Source organism: Labrys sp. F242 (assembly GCF_057813875.1).
The window spans coordinates 79,577-99,850 of the sequence record NZ_JBVASG010000007.1 but is presented as its reverse complement, the minus strand read 5'-3'; the positions used below and the strand labels follow the sequence as shown (position 1 = coordinate 99,850).

Sequence of the window (20,274 nt, the reverse complement as noted above, 5' to 3'; positions counted from 1 at the left end):
TGTGTTGCCGCTTTTGTTGTGATTGCCGCGGTCGAGATGTCTCAGGCGGAGGATTTGCTGCCCGACAGCGGGCAGTTCGCCTCTCTTCCGAGAGACGGCATTGGGCGTTTTGGCTCGCCCAGGACCAGCCCTGACCTGGCTGTTCCGGATGGCCATGCGGGCGGCCGGATATCGTCGAGTACGATGCCATGATGTCCCGTCTGTTTGTGGCGCTGCCGCCGAGCGCCGGCCTCGATGTGACAGCAACAGACGTGCCAGACTGGATACACAGCGATATCAAAGGCTTATGCGAGAGTTCCCGGTTGATCAGGACAACATGTCCGTGCAACCGCAGACAAAGTGTCCGCAGGCAGAGCCGGCTGAGCCAGAAACCGACAGGTTCGATGGCCGGCTATCGCTGCCAGTCGCGCCGTCAGGGCTGCCTTCCGACCCCGGATTCCGCGGGTTGCCTCGGCCCACCGCTGGAAACGCCGACCCTGGCCGGGCGCAAGGAGCGCGTTCCGATCGAATACCCGGCGCCGATGACCTTGCTGACGGTGCCGCTCGGCACCGAAGGATCGAGCACCTCGAACAGCGCTTCATGGAAATTGGGATCGAAGCGCTCTCCCAGGGGATCGAGCTTCCTGACGCCATGTCTTTCCAGGGAACGCAGCAGCTCCTTTTCCGTGAGCTCTACCCCTTCGATCAGCGTCCTGACCGCCTCGTCGCCTTCGCGGACTTGCGCCGGCACGTTGGCGATGGCGCGCTCGATATTGTCAGCCACCCCCAGCATGTCGCCGGCAAATTTCGCGACAGCATATTGGCGCGCATCATTCAGCTCACGCTCGGCACGGCGGCGCACATTCTCTGTTTCGGCCAGCGCCCGCAACAAGCGATCCTTCAACGCGGCATTGTCAGCCTCGAGCCTAGCGATGATCGCAGCGGCATCGTCGGCTGATCCGGCCGGAGATGGATCGGACTGCTCCGTCGCCTTCGCTGTCGGCCCCGGCGCATTTGTCGGCTCCGGTGCCCCATGAATGTCGTTCTCGGGTTTGGCTCTTCTGGTCATTTCGCCTCCCTGTCGGATGCTTTCAGATGAATGCCGCTATGCTGTAATCCCCGAAGGCAGAGACTTGTGGGCTGCGCGAGCCCATGCCTGATCGTCCAACGCCGATCCGGCTCGAGAAGATCCATCCCGGACTAGCGCAGAAGGCATAGCCGGATCGCGGCCGCCACCATCCCGAGCACGCCGATGCTGGCGGCCCAGATCACGACCATCCAGGCGAGCCGTTTCCAGAAGGGTGTTCTCGACGCCATCAATGATAGCCATGGATGCCGGCCTTGCCGCGAAATACCCAATAGGCCCAGCCGGTATAGACGAGGATGAGGGGGATGATGACGAGGGCCCCGACCAGCATGAAGGCCTGGCTCTCGGGCGGTGCCGCCGCCTCCCAGATCGTCACGGCGCGCGGCACCACATAGGGATAGATGCTGATCCCGAGCCCGATGAAGCCGAGCAGGAACAGTGCCAGGGCCATCAGGAAGGGCAACTGCTCCCGCTCGCGCCGCAGGCTCCAGAAGAAGGTCGCGGTGCAGATCGCCACGAGCAGGGGCACCTGGGCCGTGAGCAGCACGCCGGGCATGGCAAACCAGCGTCGCCAATAATCATAATGTAGGAACGGCGTTGCAGCGCTGACAGCGCCGAGCGCGAGGAGCGTGGCCAAGCCCAGCCAGAACGCCAGGCGGCGGGCATGGCGCTGGCTCGTCCCTTCCGTCTTCCAGATCAGCCAGCAGGCTCCCAGCAAGGCATAGCCGGTCACCACGGCCAGCCCCGTCAACAGGCTGAAGGGGCTCAGCCAATCGAGCCATCCGCCGGCATAGGCATTGTTCTCGACGTGGACGCCTTGCAGGATCGCACCGAGCGTCACGCCCTGTGCCGACGCCGCGACGAACGAGCCAAGACTGAAAGCCGCGTCCCATAACGGACGGTGGCGCGGATCGCGCCAGCGAAACTCGAAGGCGACGCCGCGAAAGACGAGCCCGAGCAGCATGGCGATGATCAGCGGATAGGTCGCCGGAAGGATGATGGCATAGGCAAGCGGGAAGGCCGCAAGCAGGCCGCCGCCGCCCATCACCAGCCAGGTCTCGTTGCCGTCCCACACCGGCGCGATCGAGTTCATCGCCTGGTCGCGCTCCTCGCCCACCGCAAAGGTGGGGAACAGGATGCCGATACCGAGGTCGAAACCGTCCATGACGACATAGGCCATCACAGCAAAGTCGATGACCGCCGCCCAGAAGATGGTGAGATCGATGCTGCCCATCACGGTCAATCCTTCGCCGGCACGGGAACGCCGACGCTTGCTGCGGGCGTGATACCGGCCGCGCGTTGCGGCAGGTTCGGTGGCTGGCTCTCGCTACGCCCGGGCGCCTTCTCCATCAGGCGCAGGAGATAATAGGTGCCGGCCCCGAACGCGCTGAAATAGACCAGCACGAAGGCGATGAGCGAGGCGGCAACGGCCGGCGCAGCGAGCGGCGAATGGGATTCGGCCGTTCGCAGCAAGCCATAGACCGTGAAGGGTTGCCGCCCGACTTCCGTCGTCACCCAGCCCGCAATCACGGCGACGAAGCCTGCCGGTCCCATGGCAACGGCTGCGCGATGCAGCCAGCGCCAGTCATAGAGCCTGCCCCGCATGCGTGCGAGCAGGCTCCACAGGCCGATGCCGAGCATGGCGAAGCCGAGCGCAACCATGATCCGGAACGACCAGAAGATGATCGGCGTGGGAGGCCATTGGTCTCGCGGAAAATCGGTGAGACCCGGAAGCGGTGCATAGGGATCGTGCTTGAGGATCAGCGAGCCGATATGCGGTATCGTCACTTCATAGCGCACCCGCCCCTCCACATTGTCCGGCAGGCCGAACAGCACAAGCGGTGCGCCATTAGGGCTGGGCTGGTAGTCGCCCTCCATGGCCAGCACCTTGGCAGGCTGATGCTCCAGTGTGTTCAGCCCGTGGGCGTCACCGGCCAGGATCTGGATGGGCGCCACGATCGCCGCCATCCACATGGCCATCGAGAACATCTTGCGCGCGCCGGCATTGCCGCCGTCCTTGAGCAGGTGCCAGGCGCCGACGCCTCCCACCACGAAGGCTGTGGTGAGATAGGCGGCGATCACGGTGTGGACCAAACGGTAGGGAAAGCTGGCCGTGAAGATGATCGCCAGCCAGGACCCCGCCGGTACGAACTGACCATTGGCATTGACGGCAAACCCTGCCGGCGTCTGCATCCAGCTGTTGACGGCGATGATCCAGGTCGCCGAGATCAGCGTGCCGAGCGCAACCATGCAGGTGGCAAAGAAATGCAACCCCTTGCCGACCTTGCTCATGCCGAACAGCATCACGCCGAGGAAGCCGGCCTCCAGGAAGAAGGCGGTCAGCACCTCATAAGCCATCAGCGGGCCGATGATCGGGCCCGCCTTGGTCGAGAAGACCGACCAGTTCGTGCCGAACTGGTAGGACATGACTAGGCCCGACACGACGCCCATGCCGAACACGACGGCGAAGATCTTCAGCCAATAGCGATAGAGATTGGCATAGACGCCCTTGCCCGTCTTGAGCCACAGCCCTTCCAGCACCATCAGATAGCTCGCAAGCCCGATGGAAAACGCCGGAAAGATGAAGTGGAACGACACCGTGAAGGCGAACTGCGCACGCGCCAAGATCACCGCATCCAGTTGCCCTAGCAACGTCCCCTCCTCTCAAACAAGCCGAAAGATACCGTCCTCGGAATTGGCTGACGCCGGGGATCCTTTTCCCAATGATGCGGGACGGCCGAAGCGTTTTCCAGAAAAGTCGATAGACTTTTCGTTCAATAAAACGCGTTAAAAACAAAGAGTTAGAGCAAAGTTCGGTTCGGAGAAATCGCACTTTGCTCTAGGCCCCGACGACGCGCACCGGTATCGATTTGGCGGCCGGAGTCCCGCTGATCTTGTCGTAATATTCGAGGGGCAGCAGCGGATTGAGCTCAGGGTAATATCCCGCGACCGCCCCTCGGGGCATCGGATAGTCCAACACTGTCAGGCCCTCCACGCGACGCATGACGCCATCGTCGCTGATCGTTTCCAGCGCAATGCGGGAGCCTGCGTCCAGGCCTCGCGCTGCACGGTCCTCGGCATTCATGAACAGGATCATGCGGTCGTTGTAGACGCCGCGATAACGATCATTGTTGCTGTAGATGGTCGTATTGAACTGGTCGTGCGAACGGACCGTGGCCAGCCGCAACATCGACGGGTCAGCGACCGGCACGTTCACATCGAGACCAGGCAGCAGCAGAAAATTCGCCTTGCCATTCGGTGTTGGCCAGACAAGGCGCCGCGGTGGCACATCGAGATGAAAACCCTTGGGGTTCTTCACCTTTTCCGAGAAGCCGGCGTAGATGTCCGGATAGACCTCGGTGATCTTGTCACGAATGAGATTGTAGTCGTGGATGTAGCTCGCCCAGGCGACCTTGCTGTTGGGCAGGCTCGCCAGAGCCATCCGGCAGACGATCTCCACTTCCGGCAAGAGATGGGCGCTGGCGGGCGTCAGGACACCGCGCGAGGCGGTGACGTTCGACATGGAGTCTTCGATCGTCACGAACTGCTCGCCGGCCGCCGTATGGATCACCTCGGATCGAGAGATCACAGGCAGGATCAGCGCATCGCGTCCGTGAACGAGATGGCCTCGATTGAGCTTGGTGGCGATGCCGACCGTCAGGGCCAGTTTGCGCATCGCCGCATAGGATCTGTCGGTATCGGGGATGGCGCGAACGAAATTCCCGCCCATCCCGATGAAGACCTTGGCGGTACCTTTTTCCATCGCCTCCACGGACTCGACCGTGTGATGCCCGTGATGACGGGGCGGCTCGAAGCCGAACACATCGCGCACGCGGTCCAAGTACTCCTGTGAGGGTTTCTCGTCGATGCCGACGGTGCGGTCTCCCTGCACGTTCGAATGGCCGCGAATGGGTGAAATCCCCGCTCCCGGCTTGCCGAAATTACCCCGGAGCAGGAGCAGATTGACGACCTGCTGGAGCAGGCGCGATCCCTCCTGATGCTGGGTGAGGCCCATGCCGTAGCAGATCATGGTTGCGCGCGAACGAATGTAGATCTCGGCGCAGCGGCGTATCTGGTCCTCCTCCAGTCCGGAGATCGCCACGATGTCCGTCCACTCCTGCGCCATGACATCGGCGCGGATCGCCTCCAGGCCAACGGTATGCCGGTTGACGAAATCGGTATCGATGACGTTTTCGCCTTGCGCCTCGCGCTCGAAGATCACCTTCATCATGCCCTTGAACAGGGCCAGATCTCCCCCGATGCGGATATGGACGAATTCGCTCGCTATCGGCGTCGACCCGAATGTCGCCATTTGCACGACATCCTGCGGCTCGGTGAAGCGTATGAGCGCTCGTTCCGGCATCGGGTTGACGGCTACAATCGGCACGCCGCGTTTTCGGGCTTCGACCAGATTGGTCATCATGCGCGGCGAGTTGGTGCCGGTGTTCTGGCCGATGACGAAAATGGCTTCGGCATGCTCGAAGTCCTCCATCACCACCGTCCCTTTCCCGACCCCGATGGAGGCAGGCAGCCCACGGCTCGTCGGCTCATGGCACATGTTCGAACAGTCGGGAAAGTTGTTGGTGCCGAATTCCCGAACGAAGATGGAATACAGGAAGGCGGCCTCGTTGGGCGTGCGCCCCGATGTATAGAACTCCGCTTGGTGAGGGCTTTCAAGCGCTTTCAGGTGATGGCCGATCAGCGCAAAGGCAGCTTCCCAGTTACAGGGGACATATCGGTCGGAGGCCGCATCGTAGCGCATGGGTTCGGTCAGCCGGCCCTGCATTTCGAGCCAGTAATCCGACTGCTCCATGAGTTCCGACACGCTGTGCCTTTCGAAGAACTCCCGCGTGATCCTTCTTTTGGTCGCCTCGAAGGCCAGCGCCTTGGCGCCGTTCTCGCAGAATTCGAGAGTCTTCTTGTGGTCGGGATCGGGAAAGGCGCAACTGGGGCATTTGAAGCCGCCAGGCTGGTTCATGGCGAGCAACGCGCGCGACCCCTTGGTGATGACGCTCTGCTCCAGCAGTACCTTGGCAGTCGCTGCAGCAGCGCCCCAGCCCCCTGCCGGATGATGGTACGTCTTATATTGAGGCTTGTTGTCGGCCATGCTCGAAACCGCTCCGCAGAAACTGTCGAGCACGTAGTAAAACACTCTATCTATTTGAAATCTATAGACATTTTGTCCATTTCGCGCGGACAAAATGTCCAAGAAATCAGGGATCTTCGGCGCCAAGTCATTGATGTGTCGTCCGGCCGGGAAGTGGCATGAATGATGCTTTCAGAACGACCGCCCAAGATCAGGGGAGCCGCAGGCTTCGTTCGCTGCAATGGCCATTTCGACCGGGGCCATTTTCTCGAAAGCATCGCGCTGCTCGAGATCGACGGCATCTAGGCCTGCAGGTCGACGCCTGCGCAAAGAGGGGATCGCGATGACAGGGACGGCTGCATGATCTTGCGCTCAAAGCCCGGCTTCAAGGACATTCTATTCGCCGTCAACGGCTCCATCTTGCCACGCATAGCGCCCCGTCTCCTCGCAATCGCACTCATCAGCGTGCTGGCGATTTATGCAGCACAGGAGCATCCGGGCATCTTCGCGCGGATCAGCGCCATTCCCTTCACCCTGATCGGCATCGCCTTGTCGGTGTTCATGAGCTTTCGCAACAATGCCTGCTACGCCCGCTGGTGGGAGGGACGCAGACTCTGGGGCGAATTGATCATCGCCTGTCGATCCCTCGCGCGCCAGACATCCACACTGGAGGCGGATGACCGGCGCTTCCTGCTCCGGGGACTATGCGCTTTCTCCGCGGGGCTTGCCGCCCATCTGCGGGGTCAAGATGAGTTGAAGGCCATCACGCACTGGTTCGATATCGGCACCGCCTCAAACAATCCCAATCTGACAAATGCCGTCCTTGACCAGATTGGCAAATATTGCCTGACGCTCATGCATAGGGGGCGGATAGATCCAATTCACTACTCGGTCATCGAACAGCAGATCAGCGCCCTTACCGAGGTGCAGGGTGGGTGCGAGCGCATCGCCTACACACCAGTTCCTTTTGCGTATTCCTTGCTGCTGCACCGAACGGCTCTCGTCTTTTGTGTGACACTGCCATTCGCCCTCGCCGGTACGCTGGATTGGTGGGCATTACTTCCCGTTCTGCTCGTCGCCTACACCTTCTTCGGCCTTGACGCTCTCGGCCACCAACTCGAGGAACCGTTCGGCCTGGAGCCGAACGCATTGCCGCTAGATGCCTTGAAGCGGACGATCGAACGAGAAATGCTCGCACTCCTCGGAAATGATGACCTTCCCGCCGCGATCAAACCGCACCGAAACATACTCATGTAATATATCCCTTCAAGACGGCGTCGCCACGTTACCGTCGATGTACACCGAGAACGAATTGTGCACCTCCTCGTATCTTTTTAAGCGGCGGTGACGGCTTTACGCCGCGCCATGACAGGCAGACGATGAAGACGGGTGGCAAGGGCGGAGTGACAAGCCCAAGCGGGACGACGCGTTTGCAAACGGCGGAGAAGATGGTGACGAGCCGTTGCGGAACTGTGAGGACCGAAAATCTTGCATCGCCAGTTCTCATTTTCGCGGCGACAAACGCGAATTCTCGGCCCTGTTGTTGAGCTCCGGCAGCCGCAAAAACCGCCCAGGTGATCAAACCTGGACGGTAATTAATTTATGACAAAATTGGTTGCGGGGGACCGCAACCAAGCCTTGCTCCGCGGCACGCCACAGTGCTCGAATTCACGATTTACCTCGACATGCTACGATAGAGGCGATTAGCGATCTGCCCACCTCAAGGCTAACGCTCGTGGAGAAAGGTTGACTGGGCAGCTCTGTTTTGTTCAAGGCTTCGATTTGGAGATAGCCATGGACTATAGAACTGACGGGCAGGCGCTGAACGTAGCCATCATGGAGCACCCATGGATGGATTTCTATCTTGTGAGTCTTGACGAGACCGGCGCACTGGTCAGGGGCACGCTGGATATAACTTATGGCTACCATCTGCACATTGAGTTCATCGGCGTGGACTACATCGACTGCCCAATCAGTTGGAAGACCGACACGGGCAAGGAGGTCTTCTCTAAGCCTTCACCGGAGACGTTGCCGGACGAAGTGCGCCAGCGCCTATTTGACAACAATAATGGTGAGGTGTTCCGCTTCGCGGTAGATGGTTTTCACGGCCCTTGGTTTGCGCACATCGTGGCTAGAGAAATGCGGTTCAAAAGCTCCTTAGGACAAGCGTATTTGCCTTGGTAGGAATGACTTGATTGCCAGCTCTCGTAAGATGCAACAAAGTGCGCCCCGACGAATCGGAGCAGGCCATTGCCAAGAGCGTTTTCACATGACCCTTGACGACGCCCGAGCGAAGGCTTGGCGAAGGGACTACAATTCTGCTTCATAACACCCATCTGTCTATGTCGTTGACGGGAACACGTTTTGCTGATCGGGATGCGATCCCGTGGGGTATTTTGGGTTCTGTCGCGCGCGGTGCGCGACCTGTAGAGCATGTGGTTTGTCGAATTCGGATCGGCTGAAGATCCACGGACCATCCGGGAGGGGGTGAACGCCTTCGATCTCGCCGGCTTCAGCGGCGAGCCTAAGGGTCTTGGGTGCAACGCCGAGAAGGCGAGCTGCGTTGTTCAGGTTGAGCCATGGTTCGTTCCCGTCCGGCGCCGGCCGGAAGACAGGGATTCTATGGTGTGACCTGTCGTGTCCCGCGATTGCCATGGCCGGTCGTCAGGCCGTACCGGAAAAGGTTCGAACTTCTACATCGAGGGCCCCGTCGCTGCTACGAGCGCCCTCCAAACGCACAAACCGCCCAGGTGATCAAACCTGGACGGTAATTGATTTTATGACAGAATTGGTTGCGGGGGACCGCAACCAAGCCTTACGCCGTGGCACGCTATAGCCCCACAAAACTGCGATTTCACCCGACGGATTAGGATGTAAGCGATTAGCAGGTCGGATTCCGGTCTAAGGATACTCGCTGCTCCCTTGCTCAGGCATGACGCCCGCTGGCAGATTGAAGCCATCGGACAGTGACTTCACGAGGAAATCGATGAAGGCCCTGAGCTTGAACGGCTGGTAGCGGGTTGGCGGTAACATCGCGTGGATCGACATTTCGGGCGCATGATAATCCTCCAGCACCTCCTTGAGAGTGCCGTCGCGCAAGCAGGAGGCAACGATGAAGGTAGGAAGGAGCGCAATGCCGCGCCCTTCGAGGGCGATGTCGCGCAAGACCTCCCCATTGTTGCTGCACAAGCACCACGACACCGGTACCCAGTGATCACCGTCCTTGCCGGTGAGCTTCCACTGCGCGCCGGTTTCGAGATAGCCGTAGTGCAGGCAAGCATGGGCTCGCAAGTCCCTTGGATGCTCAGGAATGCCCTTCTCTTCCAGATAGGCCGGTGATGCGCATACGATCCGCGGGGCCGACGCGATTTCATGGGTCACGAGATTAGGCGGCGGCGAATCCGTCAAACGGATCGTGACGTCAAAGCCTTCCTGCACAGTATCCAGTTGCTGATCGCTCAGGACCAGCTGAATCTGGAGGTCCGGATGCTGGGCCATGAACTGGCCGATCAGCCGTCCCAGAAACATCGTCCCGAACGACATCGGCGCATTGACGCGCAACAGCCCCCGAGCCTCGACCTGGAACTGCGATAGCGAGGTTTCGGCATCTTCGATCTCGGCGAGGATGGCCAGGCATCGCTCGTAATAACGCAGCCCGACTTCGGTTGGCGCCGCACTCTGCGTGGTGCGATTGAGCAGTTGCACACCGAGCTCGATCTCGAGATCGATGACATATTTGCTGACGGCCGATCTGGAAAGGCGCAGCTCTCTCGCCGCTTCGCTGAAGCTGCCATGGTTCACGACCCTCGTGAACGCTTTCATGTTGGTCAGTTTGTCCAAGCGCGCCTCCGCAGGTTGCGACACCAGCCGCGCAGACCATCGGCGCTCAGTCGATGCCGTCAGCTTGTCGCCATGTCGTAGACAAATACGCCATACGATTTGATATTGTCAACGCATCGGAACGAACCTATCGTCCGCCGCGTGAGATGAAGATTGCATTCGCAAGGCGTCGCGGCACATGCGCCTGGGGTCAGAAGTATGATTTCTAATGATCTCAAGTAACGGTGACGTATTGCGCCGAATTATCTGAAATTTCTTCTACAAATTACACACCGACAATATCTCAGCGAACGCGATCAGCCGCGAATAACGGCTATTCTCGTACGCGCAGCCACTTCGTTTGATGAATGGAGAGAAACATGAGCAAAAACTACTCCATTGCAACGACGGGGGCCTCACTGGACAAGGCCAAAGCGGCTGTCATCCTCCTGCATGGGCGCGGTGCCGCCGCCGAGAGCATGTTCGGTCTGGCCGACATCTTCGAGCAGCCCGATATCGCCTATTTTGCGCCGCAGGCACCGGGCGGCACGTGGTATCCCCACTCATTCCTGGCCGCGCTCGATCGCAACGAACCCTATCTATCCAGTTCGCTCACCGAGGTCGGCAATGCCGTCTCATGGCTGCAGGACAAAAATCTGGATCCGGCCCAGATCGCGCTGCTCGGCTTTTCCCAAGGCGGTTGCCTGGCGCTGGAATTCTCGGCCCGCAACGCAAGCCGCTACGGTGCGGTCATCGGCCTGAGCGCAGGCCTCATCGGTCCCGACAAGACGCCCCGGGACTATGCCGGCTCGCTCGCAGATACGCCCGTCTTCCTGGGCTGCTCCGACATCGACCCGCACATCCCTGTCGAACGGGTGCGTGAAAGCAGCCGCGTGTTGTCGGCCCTCGGCGGCCAAGTCGTCGAGAGAATCTATCCAGGCATGGGTCACGAGATCAACGACGACGAAGTCGATCAGGTCCGTGCGCTTTTATCCGCCCTCGTCGCCGCGTCCTGATCCCGCGATTCATGGCACGCGACGCACGGCCGACCAACCAATCCCGAGCTTTTAACGGAGACTAGACATGAGCAAGCTTCACGAAGTTCTGACGCCTCAAAACAGCCAGGTCATTTTCATCGATCAGCAGCCGCAAATGGCGTTCGGCGTGCAATCGATCGACCGGCAAGTGCTGAAGAATAATGTTGTCGGCCTGGCCAAGGCCGCCAAGGCTTTCAAGATCCCGACGACGATCACGACGGTCGAGACCGAGTCCTTCTCCGGCAACACCTATCCCGAACTGCTCGCCGTGTTCCCCGAGAACAAACTCCTCGAGCGTTCGTCGATGAACTCCTGGGACGACCAGAACGTCCGCGATGCCCTGGCGAAGAACGCCGAGGATGGCCGCAAGAAGATCGTCTGCTCCGGCCTGTGGACCGAGGTCTGCAACATGACCTTCGCGCTCTCATGCATGCGTGACACCGACTATGAGATCTACATGGTTGCCGACGCCTCCGGCGCCACCTCCGCCGATGCCCAGAAATACGCCATGGATCGCCTGGTCCAGGCGGGTGTCGTGCCGGTGACCTGGCAGCAAGTCCTGTTGGAATGGCAGCGCGACTGGGCGCGCAGGGACACCTATGACGCGGTGATGAACATCGTGAAGGAGCATTCCGGTGCCTACGGCATGGGCGTCGATTACGCCTACACCATGGTCCACAAGGCGCCCGAGCGCGTGAAGCACGGCGATCGCATCGGCCCCAACCCCGCAAAGCAAGTCTGAACCACCCGCCCCTCCCGCTGCGAACCGCAATCCGGACGGTTCAGAGGGTCATGGGCGACGGTGCGCGCAGCACCGTCGCCCACAGGTTCATGCACGGCTCCGCTCTCAGGGAAGCTATCTGATGAAACTCTATCTCGTCTCTTTGGGCTCCGGCCTGTTGGTCGGTTTGATCTACAGCCTTCTGGATGTCCGCTCTCCCGCGCCTCCGGTCGTCGCGCTCGTTGGCCTCCTGGGCATTCTCGTGGGTGAACAGATCATCCCGGTCGGCAAGCAGGTGATCTCCGGCAAGGCCTTCGCCTCCGCCTGCGACAAGAGCCATGCCATCACCCATGTCTTCGGCCAGCTGCCGGGCCGCCACATCGCCCAGGCCTCCAAAACATCAAAGGAAAAGACCTGATGAAGACCACCCGTCGCGCCTTTCTCGGCGGGGTATCCGGCCTCGCGCTCCCGACGATCGTCTCGCGGGCCCGCGCCGGCGACAGCAATTCAAACGGAGATGCCGCCATGAATGCCGATACCGTCATCCACAACGCCAAGATCACCACGCTTGATCGGGCAAATCCGGTCGCGAGTGCCGTCGCCATCAAGGATGGCAAGTTTCTCGCGGTGGGCAGCGACAAGGACGTGCTCGCGCTGGCGGATGACAAGACGAAGAAAATCGACCTCAAGGGCCGGTGCCTGCTGCCCGGCCTGATCGACAACCATCTGCACATCATTCGTGGCGGGCTGAACTTCAACATGGAGTTGCGCTGGGACGGCGTTCGCTCTCTGGTCGACGCGATGGACATGCTGAAGCGCCAGGTCGCGGTGACACCCCCTCCGCAATGGGTCCGTGTCGTCGGCGGCTTCACCGAGCATCAATTCGCCGAAAAGCGCCTGCCGACGATCGAGGAGATCAATGCCGCCGCGCCCGACACGCCGGTCTTCCTGCTGCACCTCTACGATCGCGCCCTGCTCAATGCAGCGGCGGTGCGCGCGGTCGGCTATACCAAGGATACGCCGGAGCCGCCCGGCGGCGAAATCACCCGCGACGCCAACGGCAATCCGACCGGTCTCCTGCTCGCCAAGCCGAACGCCGCCATTCTCTACGCCACGCTGGCGAGGGGTCCAAAGCTCCCCTTCGACTATCAGGTCAACTCCACCCGCCACTTCATGCGTGAGCTCAACCGTCTCGGCGTGACCGGCGCTATCGACGCGGGCGGCGGGTTCCAGAACTATCCGGAAGATTATGCCGTCATCCAGAAGCTGTCGGACGACGGCCAGCTGACCGTCCGCCTCGCCTACAATCTGTTCACCCAGAAGCCGAAGCAGGAGAAGGAAGACTTCCTCAACTGGGCCTCCTCAGTAAAATACAAGCAGGGCGACGACTATTTCCGCCACAACGGCGCCGGCGAAATGCTGGTGTTCTCGGCTGCTGATTTCGAGGACTTCCGCCAGCCGCGGCCCGACATGCCGCCGGAGATGGAGGGCGAACTTGAGGAGGTCGTGCGCGTGCTGGCGCAGAACCGCTGGCCATGGCGCCTGCATGCGACCTATGACGAAACGATCTCGCGCTCGCTCGACGTGTTCGAGAAGGTCAACAGGGATATCCCGCTTCAGGGCTTGAACTGGTTCTTCGACCACGCCGAGACCATTTCCGAAAAGTCCATCGATCGCATCTCGGCGCTTGGCGGCGGCATCGCCGTCCAGCATCGCATGGCCTATCAGGGCGAATATTTCGTCGAACGCTATGGCGCCGGTGCGGCCGAGGCGACGCCGCCGGTCGCCCGCATGCTCGAAAAAGGCGTCAAGGTCTCGGCGGGTACGGACGCGACACGCGTTGCTTCCTACAACCCCTGGGTCTCGCTGAGTTGGATGATCACCGGCAAGACGGTCGGCGGCCTGCGCCTCTATCCGCAACGCAATTGCCTCGATCGCGAGACCGCGCTGCGGATGTGGACCGAAAACGTCACCTGGTTCTCCAACGATGAAGGCAAGAGGGGCCGCATCGAGAAGGGCCAGCTCGCCGATGCAATCGTGCCCAGCAAGGACTTCTTCGATTGCTCCGACGACGAAATCTCCTTCCTCACCTCGGACCTGACGATGGTGGGCGGCAGGATCGTCTACGGCGCCGGGGATTTCTCGAAGCTCGACGAGAACCCGGTCCCGCCGGCAATGCCCGACTGGTCGCCGGTGCGCAGCTTCAAGGGCTATGCGGCCTGGGGCGAACCGGAGGGAGCAGGCAAGAATTCTCTGCAGCGCATGGCGATCGCCTCGTGCGGATGTCAATCCTCCTGCGGCGTGCATGGTCACGACCACACCAGCGCCTGGGGATCCAAGCTGCCGATCTCCGACCTCAAGAGCTTCTGGGGAGCGCTTGGATGCTCCTGCTGGGCGGTGTGACGTGACTGCTTCGCCCAATGCCCCAACAACCGTCGTGGCCAGACTGGCCACGGCCGTGCGTCCGGTCTTCGGATCGGCCGCCATGCGAAGTCTTGCCTATCTCGGCCTGTGCGCGGCCTACATCCAGGGCCCTGTCACCAAGGCCCTCGATTTCGACGGCGCGATCGCGGAGATGACGCATTTCGGACTGTCGCCGGCACCACCATTCGCGGTGGCGGTGATCGCCTTCGAGCTCGTGGCCAGCGCGATGATCCTGTTCGGTCTCTGGCGCTGGCTCGCAGCCCTCGCCTTGGCAGGGTTCACGCTTATGGCAACTTTCGTTGCCCTGCGCTTCTGGGAGATCCCCGCCGGCCAGGGGCGAATGATGGCGATGAACGCCTTCTTCGAGCATCTCGGCCTCATCGGCGGGTTTGTTCTCGTGGCCATTGACGATCTGACCAGGACGAAAGACACCGCGCATGACGGGCAGCGTTAAGCCGGCGGCTGCCCTCGGTTCCAGCAGGTTCGCCTGATCGCCAGCGCAGTACACATGCGGGCCGTGCGGGCTGGCACGGTCCCAATTGGTCCGGCCGTGAGCCCTGATCGATCACTTGGCTCCTCACGCCTAAAGAAAGGAAGTTGCCCATGGCGCGTCTATCTTGTGTCGCACTTGCCTTGTGCGGTCTGACATTTGGTGGCGCCGCAATGGCGCAGGAGACCAATTCAAACGGTGTGGCCGACAAGGACCCCTTCGACGCGCTGAAGAACATCCCACTCTCCTCGGACGGCAGCGTCTATGTCGATTTCGGGGGACAGTTGCGGCTTCGCGCAGAGTCCTCGAACCATCCGGTTTTCGGCTTGGCCAAGCCCGAACACAACGACGTCCTGCTCATCCGCTCTTTGCTCTCAGCGGACTTTCATTTCGGGCCCTATTTCAGAGCCTTCGTCCAATTGGGCAGCGGGCAGGCCCCTTCCTGGAACGGCACGCCTCCGGCAACGCAGTTTGATCGCTTCGATCTCATGCAAGGCTATAGCGAGTTGACCCTCCCATCAGCCGCTGGGCGTTTCATGGTTCGGGCCGGACGGCAGGAGGTGAGCTTCGGCTCTTCGCGCCTCGTCTCCGTGCGCGAAAGCCCGAACATCCGCCGTGCGTTCGACGGTGTCCGCACTGCCTGGATTGCGTCACCGGACACGCGCATCGATGCCTTTCTCGTGCGCCCGGTTTCGCTGCTCCCCGGCGTGCTCGACGACAAATCGGACACCAGTCAGGCCTTCTGGGGCATCTATGCCACAAGTCCCGTTCCCGGAATCTCCCCTCTGAAGGTCGATCTCTACTACTTCGGCCTCGACCGCGACGACGCGAAGTTCGCCCGGGGCACCGCCAATGAACATCGGCACACTGTTGGCGCCCGTCTGTTCGGCAAAACCGACAATTTCGATTGGGATCTGGAAGGTGCCTACCAATTCGGCCGCTTCGGCACGGCCGATATCAGTGCCTGGACCGTCTCGGCCGAGCTCGGCTACACGTTCCAGGGCGCACCGTTCTCGCCTCGGATCGGTCTCAATGCCGATGTGATTAGTGGTGACCACAATTTGCGCGACGGCACGCTCGGAACCTTCAATCCGCTGTTCCCGAAGCTGCCTTATTTCTCCGAAGCAAATCTGGTTGGTCCAGCCAACCTCATCGACATCCAGCCCAATCTGACGTTGACCCTGGTGAAGAACGTCGTACTGGACGTCGGTTGGAATCCGCTCTGGAAGGAAGCGGCGGCCGATTCATTCTACGGACCGGCCATTACCCCGGTCGCGGCCACTGCCGGCGGTACCGGCCGGTATATGGGCCAGCAGGTTTCCACGGCCCTTACCTGGACACCAACCAAACACCTGACCTTCGGTGGCACCTATGTAAACTACACGCCCGGAAAGCGGATACGACAGGCGGGCGGAAAGTCCGGATCGTTCGCCGCGGCCTGGGCGGCGATATCGTTCTGATCCCGCAGAAGGCCACGACGAAGCAAAGCCCCTCCGATAAGCGCATGGGACGTTCCACAGCGTCGGAAAGAAGGAACCAACAATTGAAACAGGGCACATCACTCCTGCTCAGTCTTAACGGCGGTTATGTCGATACCGCCGGCTTCCTGGTGCTGCAGGGCCTCTTTACGGCGCATGTGACAGGCAACTTCGTGACGTTCGGCGCCACCCTCGTGAACGGCACGTCGGGGGCCTTCGCCAAACTTCTCGCCCTTCCGGTATTCTGTCTGACAATCCTGCTGACGCGGATGATCAGCCTTCGCTTCGGCGCATCGGGCCCCACGGCCTTGAAGACCTTGCTCGGCATCAAAGTCCTGCTGCTCGCTGTCGCCGCGGCTCTTGCATTGGCCTGGGGTCCGTTCCCCGATGGTGATACCTGGCGGGCCATCCTGACCGGCATGATTTTGGTCTGTGCAATGGCGATCCAGAACGCCTCCCATCGCGTTCATCTGCCGAAAATTCCTCCCTCGACGCTGATGACGGGCACGACCACGCAAATTATGCTGGACCTGGCCGATCTGCTGTCTGGAAGCGCGTCGCAGCAGCAGCGCTCGGAAATCCGAGGCCGGCTCAGGAAGATGGTGCCGGCCATGGCTGCTTTTGTAGCCGGTTGTGGCGCAGCCGCGCTCATCTTCATCCTGTTTGGCCTTCGCGTCTTCCTCCTCCCGCCGTTGATCGCGCTCGCGACCGTGCTCTCGATCCACCTCGATCCAGAGCCGGATATCGCCTGATGGCAATTCGTACCGACAGGGAATGCGCATCCTGGTCCCGTCGAGCTGCATCTCAAGAAAGAAAGGGGGATGTCAAAACATGCTGAAAACACTTCGTGGCAAAGGCAATGCGCTGGTCCTGGCGTTCGTCTCCGGATTTGCCGATGCATTGTTCTTCATTCATCTGGGCGGCCTCTTCGTCGGCCTGGTCACCGGCAATGTGATCCTCCTCGGACTGGGCCTGATCGGCCACGAAAAAGGCGGCCTGCACGGGCTCCAGATCCTGACCTTCCCACTCTTCATGCTAGGCGCCGGCCTGGCGGCGATCCTGGTCGCCTGGATCGGCCCGCTGGGCCGCGCCACCTCCTGTACCATCGTCCTCGCAGCCTGCGCGTTCGCGACCTCCGCTGCGCTCGCGATCACCCAGACCGGCGCTGATTCCGCCTGCGCGCTTTTCGCTGTCGTCGCGATGGGCATGCTGACGGCGATCGAGCGCCTCGATCCTAGGCTCGGGCCGCCATTTTCGCTGATGACAGGCAATATCGCCGGTCTAGCGGTCGCAGGTACACGCCGGCTCATCGGCTACAAGGAAAGACCCGAAGAGTGGGGGCAATCATTGACCTCGATCATCCTCGTCATCGGCTTTGTCGCCGGATGTGGTGCGGGCGCCTTCGCTCAAAAAACTGTCGGTGTCGCCGGGATGCTCCTGCCGACGCTTCTGCTGTTCCTGGTCGGGTTTCTCTATTCGCCGCAGAGCGGCCAGAAGCCGAGCTGACGCAATGGGTCGCCTCATCGGGCCACTCCTTGTCTCGATCGTGAGGTTCGGCATCCGCGCGACGGGCGGCCCTTGGCGTTTACGGCGATGATCTTTCAACTCACCCCCCGCGATCAACACGAGGCGAACCGCAGCTCGACCTCGCTGGAATTGATGTTTGACCTCGCGACCGCCGTGGCGGTTGCAGCCGCAGCCCATGGCCTGGCGCAAGAAGTCGGCAGCGGCCATGTTGCCGAGGGTGCCGTTCGATTTGCGAGCAGCTTCTTCATGGCCTGGCTCGCTTGGGCCAACTACACGTGGTTCGCTTCGGCCTACGACAACAAGACGACGGCGTTTCGTGTCCTGACGATGATCATCATGTTTGGATCGCTCACGCTCGCCGCCGGGATCCAGATCACTTACGGCGATCAGCCGCTTTGGCTCGCACTTGCCGGCTTTATCGTCATGCGGGTCGGCATGATCGTATTATGGCTGGGCGCCGCCAATGGCGATCGAACGGCCCGCACCATGGCCCTGCGCTATGCAGCGGGGATTGGCACGATGCAGCTCTATTGGATCACGGTGATCGTCATTCTTCCACCGCAGGGCTCTGTATACCCGCTTTTGTTTGTGCTGGGTGTTCTCGGCGAGTTGGCGGTGCCGGCATTCGCGGAGCGCCAGACCACCACGAGCTGGCACCACGGTCACATCGTCGATCGCTATAATATGTTCAATATTATCGTTCTCGGCGAGTGCTTCGCTGCGATCGCGAAAATCATCGCGGATTCCGGGACGCTGGACCTCGGACATTTCTGGCTGGCCGGCCTGTGCTCCGTCATCGCATTTTCCATGTGGGGCCTCTATTTCGACCGAAAAGAGCAGTTACTTCGCCGCAACCTCGGCTCCGTCCTCGTCTGGGCCTATGGCCACTACCTGCTTTTCGCGGCCGGCGCTGCAACGGCGGCAGGTTTTGCAGTCTTCCTGGCTCTCGCTACCAAGCGCGTCGAGGTTCCTGCGCAAATCGCTTCCTTCGCCATCGCCATTCCGATCGCGCTCTACCTCGGGTCGCTTTGGCTGGTGCGTGACCGCGCAATCCATCGTGGTGCCATGCAATGGCTTCTTGTCGTCGCAGCCGCTCTGATTCTGACGAGCGCCGCACTCGCTCCCCAGCCGGCGGAAATCATCGCAGCGCTCCTCGTGCTGGCAGTCGTCTGCCGGCAGCGCCTTGGCCCCCACAATGCCAACAAGACCGAACGACACGACTGAGAGCTCAATCGCAGATGCGATCAGCTGCAGATGTATCTGATCAGGCCCACGACAATTCGCGTTGGCTCGCGGCGCAGGCCATTTCGACTGGGCTCATGTCGGGACTGTAAGGCGGCAAATCGACCATTTGCGCACAGCGCTCGATTGCCTCGTGAATGTCCGAAACATTATGCGCTGGTAGTTTATCCAAGACTGCGACGCCACCGCGTCTGAGTGCGGGACATAGGCAAGGCTATTAATTCGACAGTCCTATGGTCCTGCTGAGCGCGTCGGTCTATTTTCGACCCCTGCAATACCAGCGGCATCCACTTGAATCGCGCGCTCCCCCAACGCAAAAACCGCCCAGGTGATCAGACCTGGACGGTTATCGATTTATGATAAAATTGGTTGCGGGGGCAGGATTTAATCATTACTTGCGATCATTGGACGTACGCCGCAACGTGCTAGAAATTCTGCTTGCCGATGGCCGTGGCGGACTATTTCGTACCGCGGCGTAGCTCACTCTTTTGCTGGCATTGTATGTGTCGATGCCCCTTTCCGACCAATTGCCCCAACTGTTTATCTACGATTGTTAGGCTCTTTCAAACGCCCGATGGAGGTACAAATTCAGATCAGCGTGCTGCAGCGAGCAATGACCTACACGGAGTGGCCTTATGCACACTGAAGATTTTCGTTCACTCTGGTCGGACGCCAACGACAAGATGCTGAATCATCAACCAATGCTTATGAGGTCGGATGCTTTTTCCGCGATCATTATAGCGACGCCATTCGTATTGCACGACACCAAGTTCGGTGCGATGGAGTTGTCGCAAACGCGCAAACCCTGAACCCCGTATACACGGAGTTCATCGCTGGTAACGGCATCGTCGCCTGTGCCCATCTTGCAAGTTCCCATTGGATGAAGCGCGCCATGCGCTTGCTGGAGAACGTATTGCAATATCTCCTTGTGCGAACCGCTGCCGCTAGGAGCAAATTCGCGGCGCAGATGCTTGGCGATCACGGGTTGCGACATGATTTTTCTACCGAATGCCACGCCCTCGCACATGACCCGCCGGTCATATTCATCTTGCAGATAATTCGGCTGGATGAGCGGAGGCGCAAAAGGATCGGCTGAGCGCAATGTGACGAAGCCCACAGATCGCCGGCGGGTTTGGCAAACATTGAGCGTGGCCCCGTTGCCCCCCGGTACATCATCAACGCCCTCTTCCACGCCGGCTCCGGGCATGAAGCAGCACTGGAGATCGGCGCGGTCCTCCGCCAGAGAGGATCGGAAGAATGCTCCGCCCTCGACGACGTTGGAGACGCATGGACCACGCCGAAAAAGGGCATATTCCAACCCTGCCCAAGCCTGCCAGTGCAGCTTTTTGTACTTGTCGTAGCTGAACGGACCATTGACCATCGT

The 20,274-nt window shown here is 60.6% G+C and carries 19 protein-coding genes; 12 read left to right on the top strand and 7 right to left on the bottom strand.

Features of this window, described 5'->3' with window-relative positions; genetic code table 11:
* Positions 1–412 precede the first annotated feature (412 nt).
* The 5 genes from grpE to ACZYTC_RS30590 form a co-directional block, all read right to left on the bottom strand.
* Positions 413–1,048, bottom strand: a complete 636-nt coding sequence (gene grpE / locus ACZYTC_RS30610; protein ID WP_434960275.1) for a nucleotide exchange factor GrpE — start codon at positions 1,046–1,048, stop codon at positions 413–415.
* A 131-nt stretch (positions 1,049–1,179) separates the two neighbouring features.
* Positions 1,180–1,296, bottom strand: coding sequence for a DUF2474 family protein (locus tag ACZYTC_RS30605; protein ID WP_434960274.1), 117 nt, complete (start codon positions 1,294–1,296; stop codon positions 1,180–1,182).
* On the bottom strand, positions 1,296–2,303 hold the full coding sequence (gene cydB, locus ACZYTC_RS30600; protein ID WP_488991347.1) for a cytochrome d ubiquinol oxidase subunit II: 1,008 nt from the start codon (positions 2,301–2,303) through the stop codon (positions 1,296–1,298). Before cydB ends, ACZYTC_RS30605 begins: the two co-directional genes overlap by 1 nt.
* Before the next feature lie 2 nt (positions 2,304–2,305).
* Positions 2,306–3,718 carry a cytochrome ubiquinol oxidase subunit I gene (locus ACZYTC_RS30595; RefSeq protein ID WP_434960272.1) on the bottom strand — a complete coding sequence of 471 codons (1,413 nt, stop codon included), beginning with the start codon at positions 3,716–3,718 and terminating at the stop codon, positions 2,306–2,308.
* A gap of 187 nt (positions 3,719–3,905) precedes the next feature.
* Positions 3,906–6,173 (bottom strand): FdhF/YdeP family oxidoreductase, encoded by a 2,268-nt coding sequence (locus ACZYTC_RS30590; protein WP_434960271.1) that lies wholly within the window; start codon positions 6,171–6,173, stop codon positions 3,906–3,908.
* A gap of 162 nt (positions 6,174–6,335) precedes the next feature.
* Between ACZYTC_RS30590 and ACZYTC_RS30585 the strand changes: the two genes are divergently transcribed.
* The 3 genes from ACZYTC_RS30585 to ACZYTC_RS30575 all read left to right on the top strand — a co-directional run bounded on the left by ACZYTC_RS30585 (position 6,336) and on the right by ACZYTC_RS30575 (position 8,336).
* The gene (locus ACZYTC_RS30585) at positions 6,336–6,458 is read left to right on the top strand and encodes a hypothetical protein (RefSeq protein WP_481270960.1); all 123 of its coding nucleotides are present in this window, start codon (positions 6,336–6,338) and stop codon (positions 6,456–6,458) included.
* A gap of 54 nt (positions 6,459–6,512) precedes the next feature.
* Positions 6,513–7,409, top strand: a complete 897-nt coding sequence (locus ACZYTC_RS30580) for a bestrophin family protein (RefSeq protein ID WP_481270959.1) — start codon at positions 6,513–6,515, stop codon at positions 7,407–7,409.
* 537 nt (positions 7,410–7,946) lie between these two features.
* Positions 7,947–8,336, top strand: a complete 390-nt coding sequence (locus ACZYTC_RS30575) for a hypothetical protein (protein ID WP_454818995.1) — start codon at positions 7,947–7,949, stop codon at positions 8,334–8,336.
* A 717-nt stretch (positions 8,337–9,053) separates the two neighbouring features.
* On the opposite strand, the gene ACZYTC_RS30570 is transcribed toward ACZYTC_RS30575, so the two are convergent.
* Positions 9,054–9,992, bottom strand: a complete 939-nt coding sequence (locus tag ACZYTC_RS30570) for a LysR family transcriptional regulator (protein WP_488991346.1) — start codon at positions 9,990–9,992, stop codon at positions 9,054–9,056.
* A gap of 359 nt (positions 9,993–10,351) precedes the next feature.
* Between ACZYTC_RS30570 and ACZYTC_RS30565 the strand changes: the two genes are divergently transcribed.
* From ACZYTC_RS30565 to ACZYTC_RS30525, 9 genes are all read left to right on the top strand, one after another.
* Positions 10,352–10,987, top strand: a complete 636-nt coding sequence (locus tag ACZYTC_RS30565; RefSeq protein ID WP_488991345.1) for an alpha/beta hydrolase — start codon at positions 10,352–10,354, stop codon at positions 10,985–10,987.
* Positions 10,988–11,054: 67 nt separating this feature from the next.
* Positions 11,055–11,750, top strand: coding sequence for a hydrolase (locus ACZYTC_RS30560; RefSeq protein ID WP_488991344.1), 696 nt, complete (start codon positions 11,055–11,057; stop codon positions 11,748–11,750).
* Positions 11,751–11,871: 121 nt separating this feature from the next.
* Positions 11,872–12,147 carry a XapX domain-containing protein gene (locus ACZYTC_RS30555; RefSeq protein ID WP_488991343.1) on the top strand — a complete coding sequence of 92 codons (276 nt, stop codon included), beginning with the start codon at positions 11,872–11,874 and terminating at the stop codon, positions 12,145–12,147.
* Positions 12,147–14,132, top strand: a complete 1,986-nt coding sequence (locus tag ACZYTC_RS30550) for an amidohydrolase (RefSeq protein WP_488991342.1) — start codon at positions 12,147–12,149, stop codon at positions 14,130–14,132. Before ACZYTC_RS30555 ends, ACZYTC_RS30550 begins: the two co-directional genes overlap by 1 nt.
* Positions 14,133–14,214: 82 nt before the next feature.
* A complete protein-coding gene (locus ACZYTC_RS30545; protein ID WP_488991400.1) occupies positions 14,215–14,607 on the top strand; it encodes a DoxX family protein in 393 nt (130 codons plus the stop codon).
* Positions 14,608–14,756: 149 nt separating this feature from the next.
* Entirely contained in the window at positions 14,757–16,103 is a 1,347-nt protein-coding gene (locus ACZYTC_RS30540; protein WP_488991341.1) for an alginate export family protein, read from the top strand.
* A 44-nt stretch (positions 16,104–16,147) separates the two neighbouring features.
* Positions 16,148–16,873: a YoaK family protein gene (locus ACZYTC_RS30535; RefSeq protein WP_488991340.1), complete on the top strand. Its 726-nt coding sequence runs from the start codon at positions 16,148–16,150 to the stop codon at positions 16,871–16,873.
* Positions 16,874–16,895: 22 nt separating this feature from the next.
* A complete protein-coding gene (locus ACZYTC_RS30530) occupies positions 16,896–17,627 on the top strand; it encodes a YoaK family protein (protein WP_488991339.1) in 732 nt (243 codons plus the stop codon).
* Between the two features lie 87 nt (positions 17,628–17,714).
* Entirely contained in the window at positions 17,715–18,872 is a 1,158-nt protein-coding gene (locus ACZYTC_RS30525; RefSeq protein ID WP_488991338.1) for a low temperature requirement protein A, read from the top strand.
* Between the two features lie 712 nt (positions 18,873–19,584).
* On the opposite strand, the gene ACZYTC_RS30520 is transcribed toward ACZYTC_RS30525, so the two are convergent.
* Entirely contained in the window at positions 19,585–20,271 is a 687-nt protein-coding gene (locus ACZYTC_RS30520) for a GMC family oxidoreductase (protein WP_488991337.1), read from the bottom strand.
* Between the last annotated feature and the right edge of the window lie 3 nt (positions 20,272–20,274).